The sequence below is a fragment of the Burkholderia perseverans genome, assembly GCF_022870505.1.
GTDB lineage: Bacteria > Pseudomonadota > Gammaproteobacteria > Burkholderiales > Burkholderiaceae > Burkholderia > Burkholderia plantarii.
The window spans coordinates 3,964,649-3,985,430 of the sequence record NZ_CP045094.1 but is presented as its reverse complement, the minus strand read 5'-3'; the positions used below and the strand labels follow the sequence as shown (position 1 = coordinate 3,985,430).

Sequence of the window (20,782 nt, the reverse complement as noted above, 5' to 3'; positions counted from 1 at the left end):
GGTGTGATGGTGCTGTCCCAAGGATGGGCAGGTCGCCTCAAATGGAGGCAGGAGCAACGCGCCGAGGAGGCCGTCTTGTAGGAGCGTAGACGTCGGTGTGGGCGGTTGAAGTGATTAGACCGGCAGGACGCGATGCAGCGAGGACAGGAAGGCGTCGGCCGGGCTACTGGGCGGAGGGCGGTTGCTGGGCGGAAACGGTGCTGCGCGGGGGAAGGCAGGGAATACGGCGGTAGGATGCTGGGAGCGAGAGACCATGGCCGAGGCCCCGGTCTGCCCGTTCCAGAGATCCATTCGCGTACACCTTTTCCGGGATTTTTCCTTCAAAAGCGGGCGATTTCAGGTTTCGAATTAGAAGTGTTTACCTTGCAAATTCAATCGATTAGAAGCGTGTAACGACTTCTCCAGCGGCAAATGCAGAACTGTGTAACGACTTCTAATCCGAATTTCCAAGGCGGGGGGACGTCGCTCCCTCAACTCACTCCACCGTCACCGACTTCGCCAGATTCCGCGGCTTGTCCACATCCGTCCCCCGCGCACAGGCCGTGTGATACGCCAGCAACTGCAGCGGCACCACGTGCAGAATCGGCGACAGCGCGCCGTAATGCTCCGGCATCCGGATCACATGCAGCCCGTCGTCGTTGACGATATGCGTGTCCGCATCGGCAAACACATACAGTTCGCCGCCGCGCGCGCGCACTTCCTGCATGTTCGACTTCAGCTTCTCCAGCAGCGTGTCGTTCGGCGCCACCGTCACCACCGGCATCGCCTCCGTCACCAGCGCGAGCGGCCCGTGCTTCAGCTCGCCCGCCGGATACGCTTCCGCGTGGATGTACGAAATCTCCTTCAGCTTCAGCGCGCCTTCCAGCGCGATCGGGTAATGCAGCCCGCGACCGAGGAACAGCGCGTTTTCCTTGCGCGAGAACTCCTCCGACCACGCGATGATCTGCGGCTCCAGCGCCAGCACGCTGTTCAGCGCGGCCGGCAGGTGGCGCAGCTGGCGGATGTAGTCGGCCTCGCGGGTCGCGTCCACGTGCCCGCGCACCTTGCCGAGCGTGGCGGCGAGCAGGAACAGCGCGACCAGCTGGGTGGTGAACGCCTTGGTCGACGCCACGCCGATCTCGGTGCCGGCGCGCGTCAGGAACTGCAGCCCGGTCTGGCGCACCATCGCGCTGGTCGCCACGTTGCAGACGGCCAGCGTGCGCTGGTGGCCCAGCGACTGCGCGTGCTTGAGCGCGGCGAGCGTGTCGGCGGTCTCGCCCGACTGCGAGATCACCACCACCAGCGCGCGCGGGTTCGGCACCGAGTCGCGGTAGCGGTACTCGCTCGCGATCTCCACCTGGGTGGGGATCTTCGCGATCGATTCGAGCCAGTACTTGGCGGTCATGCCCGAGTAGTAGCTGGTGCCGCAGGCGAGGATCAGCAGGCTGTCGATGTCGGCGAACGTCTCGGCCGCGCCCTCGCCGAACAGCGAGGCGTCGAAGCCTTCGACGGGCGGGATCGTGTCGGCGATCGCGCGCGGCTGCTCGAAGATTTCCTTCTGCATGAAGTGGCGATACGGGCCCAGTTCGACGGCGCCGCCGTAGGCGCTCACGGTGCGTACCTCGCGCTCCGCGCGCGAGCCGCTGCGGTCGACGATCTTCACGCCGTCGAGCGACAGTTCGCAGACGTCGCCTTCCTCGAGGAACGTGAAGCGGTCGGTGCTGCCGGCCAGCGCGAGCGCGTCGGAGGCGAGGAAGTTCTCGCCGTCGCCGAAGCCGACCACGAGCGGCGAACCCTGCCGCGCGCCCACCACGGTGTTGGGCTGGTCCTTGTGGATCACGGCGATCGCGTAGGCGCCGTGCAGCTGTGCCACGGCCTCGCGCACGGCGGCGAACAGGTCGCCGCGATAGAGGCTGTGGACGAGGTGGGCGATGACCTCGGTGTCGGTCTGCGACACGAACTCGTAGCCCTTCGCGCGCAGCCCTTCGCGCAGCGTCTCGTAGTTCTCGATGATGCCATTGTGGACGAGCGCCACCGTATCGCGCGAGAAGATCGGATGCGCGTTGTGAGTGACGGGCGCGCCGTGCGTGGCCCAGCGCGTATGCGAGATGCCGGTCATGCCCTCGAGCCCGGTCTCGCGCACCTGCGCGTCGAGATCGGCCACGCGCGAGACGCTGCGCGCGCGCTTGGGCGCGCCGCCTTCGAGCACGGCCACGCCGCACGAGTCGTACCCGCGGTACTCCAGGCGGCGCAGACCTTCGATCAGCACCGGAACGATATTACGTTGCGCAACTGCGCCGACAATGCCGCACATGGCGATCGATCCTCCGAAATGAGGAAGGCGCCACTCAGGTGCGCCTTCCGAAACTGGTTTGAGCCGCCGGAACCGTTCAGCCCTTCTTCTTGGTCGGCCGCACGTAGCCGGCCTTCTCGGTCTGCTTCTTGTCGTTGAGCACGAGCTGGCCGCTCGCCACGTCCTTCCACACCGTGGTGCCGGCGGCGATCGTCACGCCGCTGCCCACCCGCACCGGCGCGACGAGCTGCGTGTCGGAGCCGACGAACACGTCGTCCTCGATCACGGTGCGGGACTTGTTCGCGCCGTCGTAGTTGCAGGTGATGGTGCCGGCGCCGATGTTCACGCGCGCGCCGATGTCGGCGTCGCCGATGTAGCTGAGGTGGTTGGCCTTCGAGCCGTGGCCGAGCACGGCGTTCTTCACCTCGACGAAGTTGCCGACGTGCGATTCGTCGGCCAGCGCCGCGCCGGGGCGCAGCCGCGCATACGGCCCGACCACGGCCTGCGCGCCGACCTGCGCGCCTTCGAGGTGCGAGAACGCGTCGATGCGCGTGCCGGCGCCGATCCTGGTGCCGCGGATCACGCAGTTCGCGCCGATCGTCACGCCGTCGGCCAGCTCCACGGCGCCCTCGAACACGCAGTTCACGTCGATCGACACGTCGCGTCCGCAGACGAGCGAGCCGCGGATGTCGATGCGGGCCGGGTCGGCGAGCGTCACGCCATCGACGAGCAGTTGATCGGCGAGATTGCGCTGGTGGATCCGTTCGAGTTCGGCGAGCTGCGCCTTGCTGTTCACGCCGAGCGTTTCCCATTCCTCGTCGGGCTGGGTCGTGACGACCTCGAAGCCGGCCTCGATGGCCTGCTCGACCACGTCAGTCAGGTAGTACTCGCCCTGCGCGTTGTCGTTGCCGAGCGCGCCGAGCCACATCGCGAGCTGGGCGGTGGGCGTGACGACGATGCCGGTGTTGATCTCGGCGATGCGCAGCTGCTCGGGCGAGGCGTCCTTCTGCTCGACGATGCGCGTGACGCCGCCGGCGGCGTCGCGCACGATGCGCCCGTAGCCGGTCGGATCGTCCAGCGTGACGGTCAGGATGCCGTAGCGCGCGTCGGTGGCGGCCTCGACGAGCCGCTTCAGCGTGCTGGCGCGCGTGAGCGGTACGTCGCCGTACAGCACCAGCGTGGGCTGGGCCGGATCGAGCAGGGGCAGTGCCTGCCGCACCGCGTGGCCGGTGCCGAGCTGCTGCTCCTGCCGCGCGAACTGCACGTCGGGCGCGGCCACCGCGGCCTGCACGGCCTCGGCGCCATGGCCGACCACCACCACGAGGCGCGACGGCGCGAGCGTGCGAGCGGTATCGAGAACGTGGGAGAGCAGCGGCTTGCCGGCCAGCGGATGAAGCACCTTCGGCAGCGCCGATCGCATGCGCTTGCCGGTGCCTGCCGCCAAAATCACGATATTCATGGCGCCAGCTTGGGAAGAGTTCGAGGTGCCGAATTCTAGCATGCAGGGTACGCGCCGATGGCGCCGGGCGGCGCCGATTTTCCGGCCGAAACGCCCGCCGGGCGGGCGTTTCGGGTAATCGTGAGGGATTGTTACAGATCGTCGAACTGGACGATCGAGATCGGCTTGGCGCCGCCGCCGGGGACGCCGGCGGCGTCCGGCGCATCGGTGCCGCACGGTTCCTCGTCGAACGCGATGTCGCCGGCCGGGTCGGCGTGGCCGGTGGCGCGCAGCCCGGCGAACGGGAACAGCCCGGTGTCCATCAGGTGCGAGGGCACGACGTTGGCGAGCGCGCTGAACATGTTGTCGACGCGGCCCGGGAAGCGCTTGTCCCAGTCGCGGATCAGCGCCTTCATCTCGGCGCGCTTCAGGTTCGGCTGGCTGCCGCACAGGTTGCACGGGATGATCGGGAATTCGCGCAGCTCGGCGTACTTCTCGAGATCGACTTCCTTCACGTAGGCGAGCGGGCGGATCACGATGTTCTTGCCGTCATCGGACTGCAGCTTGGGCGGCATGCCCTTGAGCTTGCCGCCGTAGAACAGGTTCAGCAGCAGCGTCTGCAGGATGTCGTCGCGATGGTGGCCGAGCGCGATCTTGGTGGCGCCGAGTTCGCCCGCCACGCGGTAGAGGATGCCGCGGCGCAGCCGCGAGCACAGCGAGCAGGTGGTCTTGCCCTCGGGCACCAGCCGCTTGACGATGCTGTAGGTGTCCTGGTTCTCGATGTGGAACGGCACGCCGATCTGCGTCAGGTACTCGGGCAGGACGTGCTCGGGGAAGCCGGGCTGCTTCTGGTCGAGGTTGACGGCGACGATCTCGAAATCGATCGGCGCGCGCTCGCGCAGGCGCAGCAGGATTTCCAGCATCGCGTAGCTGTCCTTGCCGCCCGACAGGCAGACCATCACCTTGTCGCCGTCCTCGATCATGTTGTAGTCGCCGATCGCCTGGCCGACCTGGCGCGCGAGCCGCTTGAACAGCTTGTTGTTCTCGTAGGCTTCCTTCTGCTCGCGGCGCGTGAGCGCGCGACGGCCGAGTTCGGCGACGTTGGCCTCGACGGCCGGCGCGGCCTCGGCGTGTTCGGGGGTATGGGGGGCGGTCATGCGCGCTCCTCGTCCTTGATGCGGAAGACTTCGACGCCCACTGCGTCGCAATCGGGGTAGGCGTCCGGTTTCTCGGTGGAGACGCGCACCGCGCGCACGGCAGGGTGCGCGAGCAGGCGCGCGGCGATCGAGTCGACCAGCGTTTCCTGCAGGTGGATATGGCCGCTCGCCACGCAATGGGCGACGGCCTGTTTCATCAGATCGTAGTCGATCACCTCGCGCAGCTTGTCGGCCACCGGGGTGGTCAGCGCCAGCGGCACGAACACGTCGATGTTGACGACCACGCGCTGTTCGCCGCGCTTCTCGTGCTCGAACGCGCCGATACGCATGGAGACCTCGTGGTCGCGCAGATAGAGTCTGCGGCAGTCGGCGAGCCTGGGGTGCAGGAGGGCGGAAAACATGGTCATTCCAATCAGGTTGCAGGTTGGCGTGCTGGCACGCGAGTCAGGGTTGGCCGGCCAGCGCCGACGTGGCCCGGCTGTCGCCGGCCGGCGGCGCGAGATGCTCGCCGCCGTCCACGGTCAGCGTCGCGCCGGTCACGCCCGGGGCCTCGGCCAGATAGCAGGCGGCCTCGGCGAATTCGTCGGCGTGCGGCGCGCGCCCGCGCACCAGGCCCGCCACGCGCACCTTCGGCGCCAGCGCCAGCGCCTGCGCGGTGGTGGCGCGATGCAGCGCGGCCTGCGCCAGCGCCTGCGAGAGCCGCTCCGGCGCCGGATGGTACAGCGCGTCGTCGAGCACGTGTATCAGGACCGCCCGCAGCCGTTCGTTCTCGCGCGCGGCCTCCGGCGTGGCGGCCGCGAGCGCGCGGCCGAGCACGACCGGGGCCGCGACCAGCCGCGCGAACGCGGCGGCCAGCGACGCGTGGCCGGCGCTCAGCGCGTCGTCGGCCGGGGCCGGATCGCCGTGGCAGACCACGCAGCCGGGCCGGCCGAGCGCGGCCGTGCAGGCCGGCACCAGCGCCATGGCGCCCGCTTCCGTGGCGAGGTCGGCCACCAGCACCGCCGCGCGGCGGCCGAGCATGGCCAGTTCGGCGGCCAGCGCCTCGGCGCCGGGCCGGGCCGCCTCGGCGTCCACCGCCAGCGCGACGTCCCAGCCGCGCCGCGCGAACGCGCGCGCCAGCGCGGCGCCGGTCCCGGCCGGGCCGGCGGCGGGCGCGGCGCCCGTGATCAGCACGATGCGCACGCCGGAGAGCACGGCGCCGGCGGGCGCGGCGGTGGGCGTTGCGGCGGATTCGGTCATTTACAATGCCGGGATGAACCCGAAAGCTCACGAACCCGCTAGTTTACCCGTTCCCGGCCCGGACGCGCTCGCGCAGTCCGAAACGCTGGCCGCGTCGCTGCGTGCCGAGATCGCGGCGACGGGCGGATGGATGCCGTTCTCGCGCTTCATGGAGCGCGCGCTGTACGCGCCGGGCCTCGGCTATTACAGCGGCGGCGCGCGCAAGTTCGGCCGGCGCGGCGACGACGGCAGCGATTTCGTGACGGCGCCGGAGCTCTCGCCGCTGTTCGCCCACACGCTCGCGCGGCCGGTGGCCGAGGCGCTCGGCGCGAGCGGCACGCGGCGCGTGATGGAGTTCGGCGCCGGCACCGGGCGGCTCGCGGCGGGGCTGCTGGCCGCGCTCGACGCGCTCGGCGCCGCGCCCGAGCGCTACCAGATCGTCGAGCTGTCGGGCGAGCTGCGCGAGCGCCAGCGCGCGACGCTCGCGGCCGAGTTGCCGGACGCGCTCGCGGCGCGCGTGCAGTGGCTCGACGTGCTGCCCGAGCGCTTCGAGGGCGTGGTGATCGGCAACGAGGTGCTCGACGCGATGCCGGTGCGGCTGGTGCTGCGCGCCGACGAGCCGGGCGAGGGGGCCGCCGGCGCCCCAGCCGCCGGCTGGCGCGAGCGCGGCGTGGCCGTCGATGCCGCCACGCGCGCGTTCGTGTTCGAGGACCGGCCGCTCGCGGCGGGCGCGCCGGACGTGATCGACACGCTCGATGCGCTCGACCTGCCGGGCGGCTACCTGACCGAGACCCACGAGGCCGCGCGCGCATTCACGCACACCGTCTGCACGATGCTCGCGCGCGGCGCGGCGTTCTTCATCGACTACGGTTTCCCGGCCGGCGAGTACTACCACCCGCAGCGCGCCGAGGGCACGCTGATGTGCCATTACCGGCACCGCGCGCATGGCGATCCGTTCGTCTGGCCGGGGCTGCAGGACATCACGGCGCACGTCGAGTTCTCGGGGATCCACGCGGCCGGCGTGGCGGCCGGCGCCGAACTGCTCGGCTACACCTCGCAGGGCCGCTTCCTGCTGAACGCCGGCATCACCGAGGTGCTGGCCGAAATCGATCCGTCCGACGCCGCGCGCTTCCTGCCGGCCGCGAACGCGGTGCAGAAGCTGATCTCCGAATCGGAGATGGGCGAGCTGTTCAAGGTGATCGCGTTCGGCCGCGGCATCGACGGGCTCGACGCCTTCGCGCGCGGCGAACGCTCGCACGCGCTCTGAACCCCGGGGAGATCCGATGTTTCGCTGGCTGCTGGTGTCCTTCGTCGCGGTGATGGTGCTGGCGCGCACCTGGCCGTGGCTGTCGAAGTTCGGCGTGGGCCGGCTGCCCGGCGACGTGACGCTGCGGATCGGCTCGCGCGCCTATCCGTTCCCGTTCATGTCGACGCTGGTGGTGATGGCGATCGTGTCGGTGATCGCGCGGCTCTGGTGACGCCGGGGGTGACGGGGCGATAACGACGGCGGCCCGCCGCGCGGGCGGCGGACCGGCTTCGGATGGAAGGGATCAGTGCGAGAGTTCGCCGACGATGCGCCGGACCAGCGCCTCCGCGTCGTCGAGCGCCTCGTGTTCGTCGGCGCGGACGTATTGCGTCTCGTACTCGGTGTTGTCCGGCGTGTCGCCGTCCGAGCGGGACAGGATGACGTAGCCGCGGAAGCGGCCCCCGTTTGCCGCGCGCGTATAGGCTCTCGCCGTATAGCCGCGGGCTGTCATGCGGATACCGTCCATGAGGATCTCCCGTTGAGGGGGGAGATTTCATCCTAGCATCGCGCGGGGGACGGCGCCGGAAAGGCTGCAGGACGTGCGCCGGCGGGGCCGTCCGGGGCGGCGGGCGGCCGGGCGCCTTCGGTTGTGCCGGGCCCCGTGGCCCGCCTGTCTTCGCACGTCGCTTCGTGCTCCGTTTCGCCTCTTCCCGCGCGTTTCGGGTCTGCGTTCCACCGGTCGCCGAAGCCCGCCGTTTCCGGCGCTTCCCCGTGCCGCCCGGGCGTCGCGCCGGCTACCGCTCGGCGGCTGCTTTAACGACCGCTCAGCGCGCCAGCAGCGCGTCGACCTCGTCGAGCGTCGGCGCGTGCGCGCCCGTATGCCGGCAGGCCGCCGCGCCGGCCGCGAGCGCGAACGCCAGATGCTCGCCCCAGCCGCGCTGCGGCGCCGTCATCAGGCTCACCAGCAGGCCGCCGATCGAGGCGTCGCCGGCACCGACCGTGTCGGCCACCTCGACGCGCGGCGGCTGCGCTTCGAGCGTCTGGCCGTCGGCGTAGAGCGTGGCCGCCTGCGCGCCGCGCGTGACCAGCACGGCGGCCGCCGGATTCAGCGCGCGCAGCGTGGCGATCGCCTCGGCCTCGTCGCCATCGAACAGGTGGCGCAGGTCCTCGTCGGACACCTTCACGAGGTCGGCCAGCTTCACCATCGTCTCGAGCGTCGGCCGGTAGGCGGCCGTCATCAGGTTCCGGTAATTCGGGTCGAAGCTGATCTTCACGCCCTGCGCACGCAGCGTGCCCGCGAGCGCGATCAGCGTGCTCGCGAGCGGCTCGCGCACGAGGCTGATGCAGCCGAAATGCGCCCATTCGAGCGGTGCTTCCCAGCCGGCCGGCAGCGCGGCCGGATCGAACGCGAGGTCGGCGCTGTTCTCGCCGATGAAGAAATAGGCGGGCGGCTGCGTCTCGTGGACCACCGCGAGCAGCGGCGGCAGGTCGAAGCGCTGCAGGAAGCGCAGGTCGAGGCCGGCCGCCTCGCTCTCGCGCCACAGCACGTCGGAGAAGCAGTCGCGGCCGAGCGCGCCCACCGCGGCGCTCGATACGCCGAGCCGCGCCACCGCGCGCGCCACGTTCCAGCCGGCGCCGCCCGGCACCGAGGTCCATTGCGTGGCGTCGTGGCGAACCATGTCGGTCAGGATGTCGCCGGCCGAGACGAAGCGCGGAAATGACGTGCCGCTCATCATGCGTTCTCCTTGCGATGCGGGACGGCGTTGCCGTTCGCGCCCGGCAGCGCGTTCAGCACTTCGTAGCAGGCGCCCATGGTGTGATAGTCGGTCTTGCCGGCCGGGCTCTTCTCGTCGCTGTACTTACGATTGTCGCAGGTGAGGATGCGGTACCAGGCGCCGTAGCGGTGATCGACGAAATGCTGCCAGCTGTAGCGCCAGATCTCGTCGTAGCAGTCCCAGAAGCGCTCGCTGCCGGTGCGCGCGCCGAGCAGCGCGGCGGCGGCGAAGGTCTCGGCCTGCACCCAGAAATACTTGTCGTGGTCGCACACGGTGTAGTCGGGGCCGAAGCCGTAGACGAGCCCGCCGTGCTCGCTGTCCCAGGCGTGCGCGAACGCGGCGTCGAACAGCTCGATCGCGCGCGGCAGCAGCCAGTCGAGCGGGCGATGCCGCTCGAGGATCAGCAGCAGCTTGGCCCACTCGGTCTGGTGGCCGGGCTGGAAGCCCCACGGGCGGAAGATGTTGGTGCTGTCTTCCTTGTTGTAGTCCCAGTCGATCGACCAGTCGGCGTGGTAGTGCTCCCAGACGAGGTTCTGCGAGAGCGCGGCCTGGCGCTGCGTGATGTTCGCGGCGACCAGTTCGGCGCGGTCGAGATAGCGCGTCTCGCCGGTGGCCTCGTAGGCGGCCAGCAGCGCTTCCGTCGTATGCATGTTGGCGTTCTGGCCGCGATAGCCGGACACCTGCCAGTCGGCCGTGGCGTCGTCCTTGTAGAGCCCGCCCTCGGCGTCCCAGAAGTGCCGTTCCATCAGCGCGAAGGTGTGGCCCACCAGCTCGCGGCCTTCCTCGATGCCGGCCATCACCGCGTGCGCGGCGGCCAGCAGCACGAACGCGAGCCCGTAGCAGTGGCGCGTGGCGTCGCGCGTGGCGGCCTTGCGGCCGTCGCGCCATTCGAGTTCCCAGTCGTAGCCTTCGTGCGCCGGATCCCAGTGCGCCTCGCGCAGGAAGCGCAGGCCGTGGCGTGCGTAGTCCTGGTGCTGGCGGTCGCCGAACTGCCGGTACGCCATCGCGTAGTTGAAGACGTAGCGGCAGCTGCTGACGAGGTGGCGCGTGGTGCGGTCGTAGATCGAGCCGTCGTCGCGGAAGAAGTGGAAGAAGCCGCCGGTCGGATCGAATACCGTCGGCGCGTAGAAGCGCAGCGTGTGCTGGACGTGCGACATCAGGAAGGCCGCGTCGCGGAAGTCGGCGACGTGCGGCGCCGGCGTGTCCGGCGCGGTCGGCGAAGCTGGGTTCGTCATGAGGCGATTACCGGGGTGAGGGGGCGCGGCGCATGGGCCGCGACGGAACTGCTCGCGCGCTCGATCAGCCGCACGGGCAGGCGAATTTCGGTTTCCTCGGGCGCGTCGGCGAGCAGCAGCTCCACGCCGCGGCGGCCGAGCGCTTCCTTGTCGACGGCGAGCGTGGTGAGCGGCGGGCTCGCGTGCGCGGCGCCGAGGATGTCGTCGAAGCCGACGAACGCGATGTCCTCGGGCACGCGCAGCCCGCGCGCGAGGCAGACGCGCATCGCGGCCAGCGCGGCCGCGTCGTTGAACGCGAACACGGCGTCGGGGCGCGGGCCGCCGCCGTCGAGGATCCGTTCCATGGCGCGCGCGGCACCGGTGTCGGGATCGAGCCCGGCGTCGATCGTCACTTCCAGCGACGGATCGAACAGCAGGCCCGCCTCGAAGAACGCGCGGCGAAAGCCGAGCGCGCGCTGCGAGATGCTGTGGTGCGCGAGCGAGCCGCCGATGAAGGCGATCCGCTGGCGGCCGGTGGCGAACAGGTGCCGCATCGCCTGCGAGGCGCCGGCGCCGTTGTCGATGTTCACCGAGCGCAGGCCCGGCGCCCACATGTCGATCAGCACGAGCGGGCGGCCGGTGGCGGCGAGCGCGTCGATCGTCTCCGGCTCCATGAAGCCGGCCACCGCGATCGCGTCGGGCGCGTGCGGACGCATCTGGCGCAGCACGTCGTCGGTCGGGCCGACCGTCAGCAGCGCCGGCACGATGCCGCGCTCGCGGCAGGCTTCCTCCACGCCGTGCAGCACGTGCGAGAAGAACGGCGTGGCGGCGAAGTTGTTGTGCTGGCGGTGCAGCAGGAACGTGAGCCGGCGGATCCGCGGGCGCAGCTGCGCGGGGTCGTAGCCGAGCTCGGCGGCCACCGCGACGATGCGCTCGCGGGTGGCCTCGGACAGGCCCGGCTGGTTCTTCAGCGCGCGCGAAACGGTGCCGATCGAAACGTTCGCCGCCTGCGCGACATCGCGAATGGTGGTGCCCATGCTTGCCGACCCGATGTTTAGAATGCTGGCGATTGTATAGTAAAAAATCGCGACAAAATGACCGGCGAGACGGCGCGGAAAGTCGGGAAATACCCGGATTCACGGGGTTTTCCCGAGGCGACGGCGAGGCGGATCCGTATCGTCCGTTTGCTAAACAAGAACGAAAAGAAGGGGAGTTTGAGCGCCGGCGGTCGGGGCGGCCGGGCGCGATCGCGCCTGAATGGTGCGGGGGGCGGCGAGGCTGGGAAGGCTGGGAAGGCGGGGAGGCCGGCGCGGGGCCGGCCCGCTCGCCGCGTGGTCAGGGCGCCGCGGCGCGTCCGGCGCTCAGGCTTCGCTCAAGCGTCACGCGCCGCGCCGTCCGGGCCGCCGTCGGCGTCGGGCGCGTTCGGCTGCTCGCCGTGGGCGCGCAGCCAGGCGCGGCCCTCGTCCACGTCGATCAGGTACAGGTGGCCCGGCCGCTGTTTCGCGCGCCGCTTGGCGAGCGCGGCCACCGAGGCGATCTCGTCGCTGCGGTAGCGGCGCGTGCCGGGCACGCTCACGCAGCCGATCGCCATCGTCACGAAGCCGAAGAACGCCGGATTGCCGCGCCGGTCCTCGCCGCGGATGCCGCCCGCGAGCCGGTCCGCATGCGCGTAGAAGCGCTGCGCGCCCTCGTCGAAGCGGTGGATCGCGCGTTGCGCGCGCGCTTGCCAGTCGTCGCTCTGGAACAGCACGAGGAAATCGTCGCCGCCAACGTGGCCGAGGAAGTCGCGGGTCGGGTCGCACGCGTCGGCGAGCACCGAGGCCGCGAACTTCAGCACCTCGTCGCCCTGCCAGTAGCCGTACTGGTCGTTGAACGGCTTGAACTGGTTCAGGTCGACGTAGCAGGCATGGAACGCCGCGTCGTTGCCCACCAGCCGCGCGATGTGCGAGCTGATCGGGATGTTGCCGGGCAGGAACGTGAGCGGATTCGCGTAGCGCGCGGCTTCCACCCGCACCTCGGTGACGGCGCGCACCAGGCTCTCGCCGGTGCCGAGCCCCGCGTAGCGGCCGTGGTCGGTGATGATGAAGCCTTCGGTCAGGTAGCGCTGGTCGTGGCTCGCGAGCAGCGAGGTCAGCTGCTCGACGGTGGTGGCGTTGTCGACGATCAGCGGCGCGGTGTTGGCCAGCTGCAGGCACGGCCGCTTGCCGAACACCTCGCGGTGGTACGGCAGCGCGTAGCGGTCCATGAAGCTGCGCCGGTTGATCAGCGCGATCGGCCGGTCGCCTTCCACCACCGCCACCGCGTGCAGGTCCGGGCGCCGCTGGAACAGTTCGAGCACCTGGTTGTTGGTGGCGTGGCTCGGCAGCGCCGGCGCCGGCACGCGCATCTTCTCGGCCATCGTCGCGTTCGGTCGCGTCAGCGCGCTGGTGCGCGCGAGGCCCGGGAACACGGCGATGTGCGGCGCGATCAGCGCGTCCTGGGCCGAGGCCGCCGCGCGCAGCGCCGGCACCGGCGCGGGCCGGCCCAGGAAGAAGCCCTGCCCGCAGTCGATGCCGAGGTCGCGCACCACGATCAGGTCCGCCGCGCATTCGATGCCCTCGGCGATCAGCCGGCCGCCGGTGGCCACCGCGAATTGCTGCATCGCCTTGACCGCCTCGAACTTGCGCGGGTCGCTGGCGATGCCGTCGATGAAGAAGCGGTCGATCTTGACGATGTCGGGGCGCAGCCGTACCCACGAGCTCATGCTGGCGTTGGCGGTGCCGTAGTCGTCTAGCGCGAACGAGATGCCCGAGCCGCGCAGTTCGGCCAGCGCCGACGGCAGGCCGGGCAGGTCGCTGGCCGGATGCTGCTCGGTGAGTTCGATCACGATGCGCCCGGCCGGCATCGCGCCGAGCACGCGCTCGCGCTGCCGCGCGAGCTGCACGATCGCATGCGCGCTGAAGTTGACGAACAGCTGGCCGTCGGCGCCCGATTTCGCGAACGTCTCGACGCAGGCGGCCGCCGCGGCGAGTTCGAGTTCGAGCGAGCAGCCTTCGCGGGCCGCCTGCGCGAACAGGGCCGCCGGCATTTCGACGGCCGAACCGCGCGGCCCGCGCACGAGGCCTTCGTAGCCGACGATGGCGCCGCCGGCGATCTCGACGATCGGCTGGAATTGCGCGCTCAGCGCGCCCGCGGCGAGCAGGTCGGCGACGCGGGTCGTTTCGGCGACGGCGATAGCGGCGGGCGGGGGCATGACGGGCGAGCAGACGACGGGACACACTATTTAACAATCGGCGTGGGCCCGGCCGCAGTGAATTTTTTGTGACGTGAACCGCTCGCATCCGGCCCTGCTACAGGCGAGTGCGCCGATCAAGCTGCGACGGCCGCCAGAGTCATGGTCACATTATTGTTAGTTATATTTTGACTATGAATTTGTCTGGGGATTGACAAACAACGGGGGCGCGATCCAGCCCCCGTTTCCCGCGGTTCAGCGCTCGCCGGCGTTCAGTTTCGACTTCGCGGGTGCGGCGGGATGGTCGTCGAGGCTCAAGTCACGCGCGCCCCAGCGCTGCGCGAGCGCCGCGCAGACCATCAGCTGGATCTGGTGGAACAGCATCAGCGGCAGCACGATCGCACCCACCGTATGCGCGGCGAAGATCACTTTCGCCATCGGGATGCCGGCCGCGAGGCTCTTCTTCGAGCCGCAGAAGATGATGGTGATGCGGTCGGCGCGGCCGAAGCCGAGCCGCTTGCTGACGAGGGCCGTCACGCCGAGCGCGATCGCCAGCAGCACCACGCACACCAGCACCAAGCCGCCCAGCGCGAGCGGCGGGATCTGGTGCCAGAGCCCCTGGTTCACCGCCTCGCTGAACGCCACGTAGACCACCAGCAGGATCGAGCCCTGATCGACGAACTTCAGCACGCCGCGGTTGCGCTCGATCCAGCCGCCGATCAGCGGCCGCAGCGCCTGGCCGGCCAGGAACGGCACCAGCAGCTGCATCACGATGCTGCCCACCGTGCTCCAGGCCGAGGCGCCGGTGCCCGAGTGGGTGGTGATGATGGCGCCGACCAGCGCCGGCGTGATGAAGATGCCGAGCAGGCTCGAGGCCGAGGCCGAACAGACGGCGGCCGGCACGTTGCCCTTGGCGATCGAGGTGAACGCGATCGACGACTGCACGGTGGACGGCAGCGTGCAGAGGAACAGCACGCCCGCGTAGAGCGTGGGCGTGACGAGCGGCGTGAGCAGCGGCTTGAGCGCGAGCCCGAGCAGCGGGAACAGCGCGAAGGTGCTGAGCAGCACCACCAGGTGCAGCCGCCAGTGCGTCGCGCCGGCGATCACCGCCTCGCGCGAGAGCTTCGCGCCGTGCAGGAAGAACAGCAGGCCGATGGCGATGTCGGTCGCCCAGTTGAACCCTTGGGCAACTTCGCCGCGGCATGGCACGAAGCTCGCGAACACGACGGTGCTGACCAGCGCCAGGGTGAAATTGTCGGGGAGGAAACGGGGACGGGCCATCGGAGGTCTCGAGATTGCGCGGGAGTGAACGCGGAAAAGCAGGGCGGACCGGCCCGGCTGCCAGGACGCGCCTGGCGCGTATTGTCACGGTTGCTCATTCAATAGGCAAATTCATTTCAGGAATCGATTGATGAAAGATTTGTATGAACGAGCGAATTCGCCGGTATTTTCGAACGGGAACCGACCCCGCGAAGTCCACGCCTAAACGCGCGAAAATCCGCTAAAAATTAGCGTGAAAACCCGTGAAAACCGTGGAGTAACACGGTGTTACATCGATGCCGGCGGTCTAACACTTTTCGGCTCGACATCAAATCCACCCGCCCATAAATTACTGCTGAAAGGCTGGCGTCCGAATCCGGGGCGCAATGCCAACAGGACGCGGTAATCAAACTATGAGAGTGGATCGGGCAAAACGGACTATCGGGAAGTGGCTGACGGCGGCGGCGATGGCCTTCGCCGCCTCGCTCGCGTTCGCCCATCCGCCGCACGGCGGCGGGATGCGCGGGGGCGGCGGCTACGGCACGGCGCACCGCGATCTCGCCCACGGCTGGCACGGCGAGGCCGGCGGCTCGCGCGCCCGGCCGTCCGGCGTGAACGCCGGCGGCGCGCGCTGGGGGCTGCGCCCGAACCAGGCCGCGCTGCCGTCCTCGATGCCCGCCTACCGCGGCGGCGGCCCGGCCGGCTCCGCCTACGGCGCGGCTTACGGCCGTTACCCGGGGGCCAGCCCGTACCGCTCGGTCAGCGCCTCGTCGTCCTCGCTGCCGCGTTCCTCCGGCTCCGCCGACGGCGCGATGCGCTCCGGTTCGATCCGCGCCGACGTGGCCCGCTACAACGAGGAGCGCGGCGGCCGGCCGCCGGCGCCACGCGGCCAGGACAATGGCGGCTCGCGCGGCACGTTCTTCTCGTCGTTCTACCGCAACAACTGACCTGACCGGCCGCGCGCAGCCGCGGCGCCGGTCGCCGGTCCCGATGCCGGCTCCGCGCCGGCGTGCTTTCGGCTCCCGACCGCCGCCAGGGTGCCCTTGCGTCGAGCCGCGCAATTGACGCGGATTCGCCACAGTCCCCGCCGTTTTCCCCGTTTTTTCCCTCTCCGCGCTTTCCCGCCGTGCATCGCTCGCGCTATCTTTCGCGCCTCGCCGGCGGCGCCGGCCCGTTGCCGCGCCGGCCGGCACCGCCGCCTTCGCCGGATCCGCGCGGATTGCCCGCCGCGCTATACCAACCATAAGTGTTTCCAATTTTGACCAGCTTATCGGCCCGTGAAGATGGCCGGGCCTCATCCATGCGCACGTCGTCACACCAAACCAAAGCGCATCGATTCCATTCGATTTGATTCGGAGATCTCATGAAGTCACTTGCTCGCCGGACCGCGTCCGGTGCCTTCGCCTGCCTCGCGTGGACGGCACTTGCGGCGGCGCCCGCCCATGCGCAATCGAGCATCCAGCTCTACGGCCAGGTCGACGCCTGGGTCGGCGCGCAGAAATTCCCGGGCGGCGAGCGCGCCTGGGGCGTGCAGGGCGGCGGCATGTCGACCTCGTACTGGGGCCTGCGCGGCACCGAGGATCTCGGCGGCGGCTACCGCGCGATCTTCACGATCGAGGATTTCTTCAGGCCGCAGAACGGCCGCTACGGCCGCTTCGACGGCGACACGTTCTTCGCGCGCAATGCCTATGTCGGCCTCGAAACCCCCTACGGCACGGTGCGCGCGGGGCGCCTCACCACCCACCTGTTCGTCTCGACGATCCTGTTCAACCCGCTGATCGACTCCTACGAATTCTCGCCGATGGTCTATCACGTGTTCCTCGGGCTCGGCACGTTCCCGACCTACACGACCGACCAGGGCGTGGTGGGCGATTCGGGCTGGAACAACGCGGTGTCGTATACGACCCCCGACTTCAACGGCTTCAACGCGAGCGCGATGTATGCGCTCGGCAATCAGTCGGGCAGCAACGGCGCGAAGAAATGGAGCGGCCAGCTGCAGTATTTCCACGGCCCGCTGGCGATGACGGCCGTCTATCAGTACGTGAACTTCAACGACGCGCCCGGCGATCTCGGCGCGCTCGTGGCCGGTATGAAGAGCCAGAGCGTCGCCCAGCTCGGCATCAGCTACGACCTGAAGTTCGCCAGGCTGTACGGCCAGTACATGTATACGAAGAACGACCTGCAGGGCGGCAGCTGGCACGTGAACACGGCGCAGGGCGGCGTGTCGGTGCCGCTCGGCGCGGGCAGCGCGCTGGCCTCGTATGCGTATTCGCGCGACACGGGCGGGCTCGACCAGACCCGTCAGACCTGGGCGGTCGGCTACGACTATCCGCTGTCGAAGCGCACCGACGTCTACGCCGCCTATCTGCTCGACCACCTGTCGAACCAGTCCACCGGCGATACGCTCGGTGCCGGGATGCGGGTGCGTTTCTGAACTTTGCGACGGGCAGGCCGTGCGGCCGGCGGGCCGGCCGGCGCAATTTCCGCCGGGAAACCGGTGCGGGGCCGCATCCATAAAACGACGTTTTGCGTTTGTTGACGTTCTCGCGAGCCAGCCTTTGTTACAGTTCTTTTCAATGTGCAATTTCTGGAACGCGAGCGTTTTCGATGGATACCCTCGTCAGCATGAATGTATTTCGCTATGTCGTTGAAGTCGGCAGCTTCGTCGGCGCGGCGGAACGCATGCAGATGTCGGCGGCGATGGCGAGCAAGCACGTGATGCATCTCGAGCAGCAGCTCGGCGCGCGGCTGCTGCACCGGACGACACGCCGCGTCGCGCCGACCGAGGCGGGACGCGAATACTACGAACGGCTGGTGCAGGCGTTGACCGAACTCGACGAGGCGGGCCAGGCGGTGGGCGCGGCCAGCATCGTGCCGCAGGGGCGCCTGCGCGTGACCTCGCTGTCCGCGTTCGGATTGCGCCACGTGATGAGCGCGGTGACCGACTACGCGGCGCGCTATGCCGACGTGACCGTCGAGATCACGCTGTCCGACCGCGTGGTGGAACTGATCGACGAGGGCTACGACGTGGCCGTGCGCGCGGCGCCGTTCGGCCTGAAATCGTCGTCGCTGGTGGCGCGGCAGATCGCGACCGCGCACATCCTGCTGGTCGCGTCGCCCGCCTACCTCGAGGAACACGGCGTGCCCGCCACGCTCGCCGATCTCGAGCAGCACAACTATCTGCGCCGCGACACCGGGCCGACCTCGATCGATTCGGCCGCGTTCGAATCGGCCGCGGCCTCGCGCGTGACGCTGTCGGGCAACCTGATCGTCAACCACCTCGAGGCGCTGCGCGTGGCCGTGCTCAATGGCAGCGGCATCGCGATGCTCGGCACCGAAGTGGTGGGCGACGACCTCGAGGCCGGCCGCCTCGTGCCGCTGCTGCTCGATGCGATGCCGCCGCGCGAGCTGCCGATCTACGCGGTCTACGCGAGCCGCCGGCACGTGTCCGCGAAGGTGCGCTCGTTCGTCGATTTCCTCGCCGACCGCTTCGCCGGCCAGTCGCTGTGCCCGTCGATCGACGAGCATCTGAAGGAAGCCGCCGCGCCGAAGGCGAGGCGGGCCGTCGCGCGCTGAACGCGACGGCGGCGTGCCGAAACAGCGCCGCCGCACGCATGATGGGGGGACCGGTAGCGCTCATGCGCTGCATGAGGTGACGTGACCCGGCCCGGCCGGCACCGTGTTCAGCGGGCGCCCGGACGGACCCTCGGGCGTCCCGCGCTCCGGCCGTTCGCGCGCTCAGCCGCGGATGCCGAGCCGCGCCTTCGCGTCCGCGTATTCGCGCGAGAGCCGCTCCACCAGCTCGGCCACGCTCGGCACGTCGTCCATCAGCCCCACGCCCTGGCCCGCGCCCCAGATGTCCTTCCACGCCTTCGCCTTGTCGTTGGCGAAATTCATCTTCGACTTGTCGGCTTCGGGCAGCGCGTCCGGATCGAGCCCGGCGTTCACGATGCTCTCGCGGATGTAGTTGCCGTGGACGCCGGTGAACAGGTTCGTATAGACGATGTCGGCCGATTTCGCGTTGACGATCGCCTGCTTGTAGCCGTCCACCGCGTGCGCCTCGCGCGTGGCGATGAAGCGCGTGCCCATGTAGGCGAGGTCGGCGCCCATCGCCTGCGCGGCGAGGATCGAGCCGCCGTTGGCGATCGAGCCCGACAGCACGAGCGGGCCGTCGAACATCCGGCGGATCTCGCCCACCAGCGCGAACGGCGAGGTGGTGCCGGCATGGCCGCCCGCGCCGGCCGCCACCAGGATCAGCCCGTCCACGCCGGCTTCGAGCGCCTTCTGCGCGTGGCGCAGGCTGATCACGTCGTGCAGCACGATGCCGCCGTAGCCATGCACCGCCTGCACGATCTCCGGGGCCGGCGCGCGCAGGCTGGTGATGAAGATCGGCACCTTGTGCTCGACGCACACGCGCACGTCGTGTTCGAGCCGCACGTTCGACTGATGGACGATCTGGTTGACCGCCACCGGCCCGATCACCGCATCGGGATGGCGCTCGCGATGCGCGGCGAGTTCGTCCTCGATGCGCGTGAGCCATTCGTCGAGCAGCTCGGCCGGCCGCGCGTTGAGCGCGGGAAACGAGCCGACGATGCCGGCCTTGCACTGCGCGAGCACCAGCTCGGGATAGCTGACGATGAACATCGGCGAGGCGATGACGGGCAGCGACAGGCGCTGGAGGACAGCGGGCAGGGCCATGGTGAGGTCTCCGGGGGCGGCGCCGCTCGCGTGGGTTGCGGGCGGCCACATGAGTGTAGCGGCGCGGCGCATCGCGTGCGTCGCGGGCCGCGCCGGCGGCACTGCTGGGCGACGCGCGGCGGCGGTCGTTGGATATTAATACGAACGGTCGTGCGATTGTAGGGCGATGCGGGCGGCGGCGGTGTCGAATGAGTGCTCGGGTTCTACGATTTGCGGGGCGCGGCGGCTTTGCATCGCGAACCCGGCTCCTACAATGGCGGCTACAACAATCGACCAGGGGAGACATCGCCATGTCGTTTGACGAGTTCGCAGCGTTTACTGTAACGGTGCAGGACGTCGACATCTTCGGCGTCAAGGGGGGCGCCGGCCCGCCGCTGCTGCTGCTGCACGGCCATCCGCAGACCCACATGATCTGGCATCGCCTCGCCGCCGTGCTGGCCCGGCGCTTCACCGTGATCGCCACCGACCTGCGCGGCTACGGCGCCTCGGGCAAGCCGCGCGGCGACGCCGCGCATTTCACCTATTCGAAACGGACGATGGCGGCCGACCAGCTCGCCGTGATGCGCCACTTCGGCTACGAGCGCTTTCCGGTCTGCGCGCACGATCGCGGCGCGCGCGTCGCGCACCGGATGGCGCTCGATCATCCCGACGCGGTCGAGCGCATGATGCTGCTCGACATCGCGCCCACGCTCGCGATGTACGAGAAGACCGACCGCGCGTTCGCGACCGCCTATTTCCACTGGTTCTTCCTGATCCAGCCGGCGCCGCTGCCGGAGACGCTGATCGGCGCGAACCCCGACGCCTATGTCGAGCGCGTGATGGGCGGCCGTTCGGCCGGGCTCGCGCCGTTCTCGCCGGCCGCGCTCGACGCGTATCGCCATGCGCTGAAGCAGCCGGGCGCGGTGCATGCGATGTGCGAGGACTATCGTGCCTCGGCCAGCATCGATCTCGAGCACGATCGCGCCGACCTCGAGCGCGGCACCCGCATCGGCTGCCCGCTGCGCGTGCTGTGGGGCGCCGACGGCGTGGTGGCGCGCTGCTTCTCGCCGCTCGACGAATGGCGCGCGGTGGCGCGCGACGTGAGCGGGCGCGCGCTCGACTGCGGCCATTACATTCCCGAGGAGGCGCCAGACGCGCTGCTCGCGGAGATGCTGGCGTTCTTCGAGGCGCGCGAGCCGGGGGGCTGACGTGCGGCTGCGCGGCGCGTCATGGCGGCGTCGTGCGGCCGCGCCCATGCCGCGTCGCGGCATCGCCGCCGGCGCCTCGCGCGTGGCCGCAAACGCCTGCAAAACA

The 20,782-nt window shown here is 69.8% G+C and carries 18 protein-coding genes; 6 read left to right on the top strand and 12 right to left on the bottom strand.

Features of this window, described 5'->3' with window-relative positions; genetic code table 11:
* Positions 1-475: 475 nt before the first annotated feature.
* From glmS to BpN12_RS32265, 5 genes are all read right to left on the bottom strand, one after another.
* On the bottom strand, positions 476-2,293 hold the full coding sequence (gene glmS, locus BpN12_RS32285) for a glutamine--fructose-6-phosphate transaminase (isomerizing) (protein WP_246796147.1): 1,818 nt from the start codon (positions 2,291-2,293) through the stop codon (positions 476-478).
* A 76-nt stretch (positions 2,294-2,369) separates the two neighbouring features.
* Positions 2,370-3,731, bottom strand: a complete 1,362-nt coding sequence (glmU, locus tag BpN12_RS32280; protein ID WP_246796146.1) for a bifunctional UDP-N-acetylglucosamine diphosphorylase/glucosamine-1-phosphate N-acetyltransferase GlmU — start codon at positions 3,729-3,731, stop codon at positions 2,370-2,372.
* A gap of 131 nt (positions 3,732-3,862) precedes the next feature.
* Positions 3,863-4,867 (bottom strand): tRNA 2-thiocytidine(32) synthetase TtcA, encoded by a 1,005-nt coding sequence (ttcA, locus tag BpN12_RS32275; RefSeq protein WP_246796145.1) that lies wholly within the window; start codon positions 4,865-4,867, stop codon positions 3,863-3,865.
* Positions 4,864-5,268 carry a dihydroneopterin aldolase gene (locus BpN12_RS32270; protein ID WP_042626779.1) on the bottom strand — a complete coding sequence of 135 codons (405 nt, stop codon included), beginning with the start codon at positions 5,266-5,268 and terminating at the stop codon, positions 4,864-4,866. Before BpN12_RS32270 ends, ttcA begins: the two co-directional genes overlap by 4 nt.
* Before the next feature lie 43 nt (positions 5,269-5,311).
* On the bottom strand, positions 5,312-6,106 hold the full coding sequence (locus BpN12_RS32265; RefSeq protein ID WP_246796144.1) for an SDR family oxidoreductase: 795 nt from the start codon (positions 6,104-6,106) through the stop codon (positions 5,312-5,314).
* Positions 6,107-6,119: 13 nt separating this feature from the next.
* On the opposite strand from BpN12_RS32265, the gene BpN12_RS32260 reads away from it, so the two are divergent.
* Both BpN12_RS32260 and BpN12_RS32255 read left to right on the top strand, forming a co-directional pair.
* A complete protein-coding gene (locus tag BpN12_RS32260) occupies positions 6,120-7,352 on the top strand; it encodes a class I SAM-dependent methyltransferase (RefSeq protein ID WP_246796143.1) in 1,233 nt (410 codons plus the stop codon).
* A gap of 16 nt (positions 7,353-7,368) precedes the next feature.
* Complete coding sequence (locus tag BpN12_RS32255) at positions 7,369-7,563, top strand: DUF2905 domain-containing protein (protein ID WP_042626179.1); 195 nt, start codon at positions 7,369-7,371, stop codon at positions 7,561-7,563.
* A 72-nt stretch (positions 7,564-7,635) separates the two neighbouring features.
* On the opposite strand, the gene BpN12_RS32250 is transcribed toward BpN12_RS32255, so the two are convergent.
* The 6 genes from BpN12_RS32250 to BpN12_RS32225 form a co-directional block, all read right to left on the bottom strand.
* A complete protein-coding gene (locus BpN12_RS32250) occupies positions 7,636-7,857 on the bottom strand; it encodes a hypothetical protein (RefSeq protein ID WP_246796142.1) in 222 nt (73 codons plus the stop codon).
* Between the two features lie 298 nt (positions 7,858-8,155).
* Entirely contained in the window at positions 8,156-9,064 is a 909-nt protein-coding gene (locus BpN12_RS32245; RefSeq protein ID WP_246796141.1) for a carbohydrate kinase family protein, read from the bottom strand.
* Positions 9,064-10,341, bottom strand: a complete 1,278-nt coding sequence (locus tag BpN12_RS32240) for an AGE family epimerase/isomerase (RefSeq protein ID WP_246796140.1) — start codon at positions 10,339-10,341, stop codon at positions 9,064-9,066. The genes BpN12_RS32245 and BpN12_RS32240 overlap by 1 nt, the downstream gene beginning before the upstream one ends.
* Complete coding sequence (locus BpN12_RS32235; RefSeq protein WP_246796139.1) at positions 10,338-11,357, bottom strand: LacI family DNA-binding transcriptional regulator; 1,020 nt, start codon at positions 11,355-11,357, stop codon at positions 10,338-10,340. Before BpN12_RS32235 ends, BpN12_RS32240 begins: the two co-directional genes overlap by 4 nt.
* A gap of 335 nt (positions 11,358-11,692) precedes the next feature.
* A complete protein-coding gene (locus BpN12_RS32230; protein ID WP_246796138.1) occupies positions 11,693-13,552 on the bottom strand; it encodes an EAL domain-containing protein in 1,860 nt (619 codons plus the stop codon).
* A gap of 234 nt (positions 13,553-13,786) precedes the next feature.
* Entirely contained in the window at positions 13,787-14,812 is a 1,026-nt protein-coding gene (locus tag BpN12_RS32225; RefSeq protein ID WP_246796137.1) for a bile acid:sodium symporter family protein, read from the bottom strand.
* A gap of 392 nt (positions 14,813-15,204) precedes the next feature.
* Here BpN12_RS32225 and BpN12_RS32220 point away from each other — a divergent pair, with 392 nt between their 5' ends.
* The 3 genes from BpN12_RS32220 (at position 15,205) to BpN12_RS32210 (ending at position 18,367) form a co-directional block, all read left to right on the top strand.
* Positions 15,205-15,738, top strand: a complete 534-nt coding sequence (locus BpN12_RS32220) for a hypothetical protein (protein ID WP_246796136.1) — start codon at positions 15,205-15,207, stop codon at positions 15,736-15,738.
* Positions 15,739-16,154: 416 nt separating this feature from the next.
* On the top strand, positions 16,155-17,225 hold the full coding sequence (locus tag BpN12_RS32215; protein WP_246796135.1) for a porin: 1,071 nt from the start codon (positions 16,155-16,157) through the stop codon (positions 17,223-17,225).
* A 173-nt stretch (positions 17,226-17,398) separates the two neighbouring features.
* Positions 17,399-18,367: a LysR family transcriptional regulator gene (locus BpN12_RS32210; protein ID WP_042626170.1), complete on the top strand. Its 969-nt coding sequence runs from the start codon at positions 17,399-17,401 to the stop codon at positions 18,365-18,367.
* Positions 18,368-18,529: 162 nt separating this feature from the next.
* Here the strand turns inward: BpN12_RS32210 and BpN12_RS32205 are convergent, their stop codons facing one another.
* Positions 18,530-19,489, bottom strand: coding sequence for an NAD(P)H-dependent flavin oxidoreductase (locus BpN12_RS32205; protein ID WP_055139333.1), 960 nt, complete (start codon positions 19,487-19,489; stop codon positions 18,530-18,532).
* Between the two features lie 290 nt (positions 19,490-19,779).
* Here BpN12_RS32205 and BpN12_RS32200 point away from each other — a divergent pair, with 290 nt between their 5' ends.
* Positions 19,780-20,676 (top strand): alpha/beta fold hydrolase, encoded by an 897-nt coding sequence (locus BpN12_RS32200; protein WP_246796134.1) that lies wholly within the window; start codon positions 19,780-19,782, stop codon positions 20,674-20,676.
* The last annotated feature ends 106 nt before the right edge of the window (positions 20,677-20,782 follow it).

Bases quoted from the DNA above. Each gene is read 5' to 3' on its own strand.
- ttcA (WP_246796145.1), bottom strand. From the start codon at position 4,867: ATGACCGCCCCCCATACCCCCGAACACGCCGAGGCCGCGCCGGCCGTC.
- BpN12_RS32240 (WP_246796140.1), bottom strand. From the start codon at position 10,341: ATGACGAACCCAGCTTCGCCGACCGCGCCGGACACGCCGGCGCCGCAC.
- glmU (WP_246796146.1), bottom strand. From the start codon at position 3,731: ATGAATATCGTGATTTTGGCGGCAGGCACCGGCAAGCGCATGCGATCG.
- BpN12_RS32225 (WP_246796137.1), bottom strand. From the start codon at position 14,812: ATGGCCCGTCCCCGTTTCCTCCCCGACAATTTCACCCTGGCGCTGGTC.
- BpN12_RS32265 (WP_246796144.1), bottom strand. From the start codon at position 6,106: ATGACCGAATCCGCCGCAACGCCCACCGCCGCGCCCGCCGGCGCCGTG.
- glmS (WP_246796147.1), bottom strand. From the start codon at position 2,293: ATGTGCGGCATTGTCGGCGCAGTTGCGCAACGTAATATCGTTCCGGTG.
- BpN12_RS32210 (WP_042626170.1), top strand. From the start codon at position 17,399: ATGGATACCCTCGTCAGCATGAATGTATTTCGCTATGTCGTTGAAGTC.
- BpN12_RS32270 (WP_042626779.1), bottom strand. From the start codon at position 5,268: ATGTTTTCCGCCCTCCTGCACCCCAGGCTCGCCGACTGCCGCAGACTC.
- BpN12_RS32260 (WP_246796143.1), top strand. From the start codon at position 6,120: ATGAACCCGAAAGCTCACGAACCCGCTAGTTTACCCGTTCCCGGCCCG.
- BpN12_RS32230 (WP_246796138.1), bottom strand. From the start codon at position 13,552: ATGCCCCCGCCCGCCGCTATCGCCGTCGCCGAAACGACCCGCGTCGCC.
- BpN12_RS32215 (WP_246796135.1), top strand. From the start codon at position 16,155: ATGAAGTCACTTGCTCGCCGGACCGCGTCCGGTGCCTTCGCCTGCCTC.
- BpN12_RS32200 (WP_246796134.1), top strand. From the start codon at position 19,780: ATGTCGTTTGACGAGTTCGCAGCGTTTACTGTAACGGTGCAGGACGTC.
- BpN12_RS32205 (WP_055139333.1), bottom strand. From the start codon at position 19,489: ATGGCCCTGCCCGCTGTCCTCCAGCGCCTGTCGCTGCCCGTCATCGCC.
- BpN12_RS32235 (WP_246796139.1), bottom strand. From the start codon at position 11,357: ATGGGCACCACCATTCGCGATGTCGCGCAGGCGGCGAACGTTTCGATC.
- BpN12_RS32220 (WP_246796136.1), top strand. From the start codon at position 15,205: ATGAGAGTGGATCGGGCAAAACGGACTATCGGGAAGTGGCTGACGGCG.
- BpN12_RS32255 (WP_042626179.1), top strand. From the start codon at position 7,369: ATGTTTCGCTGGCTGCTGGTGTCCTTCGTCGCGGTGATGGTGCTGGCG.
- BpN12_RS32250 (WP_246796142.1), bottom strand. From the start codon at position 7,857: ATGGACGGTATCCGCATGACAGCCCGCGGCTATACGGCGAGAGCCTAT.
- BpN12_RS32245 (WP_246796141.1), bottom strand. From the start codon at position 9,064: ATGAGCGGCACGTCATTTCCGCGCTTCGTCTCGGCCGGCGACATCCTG.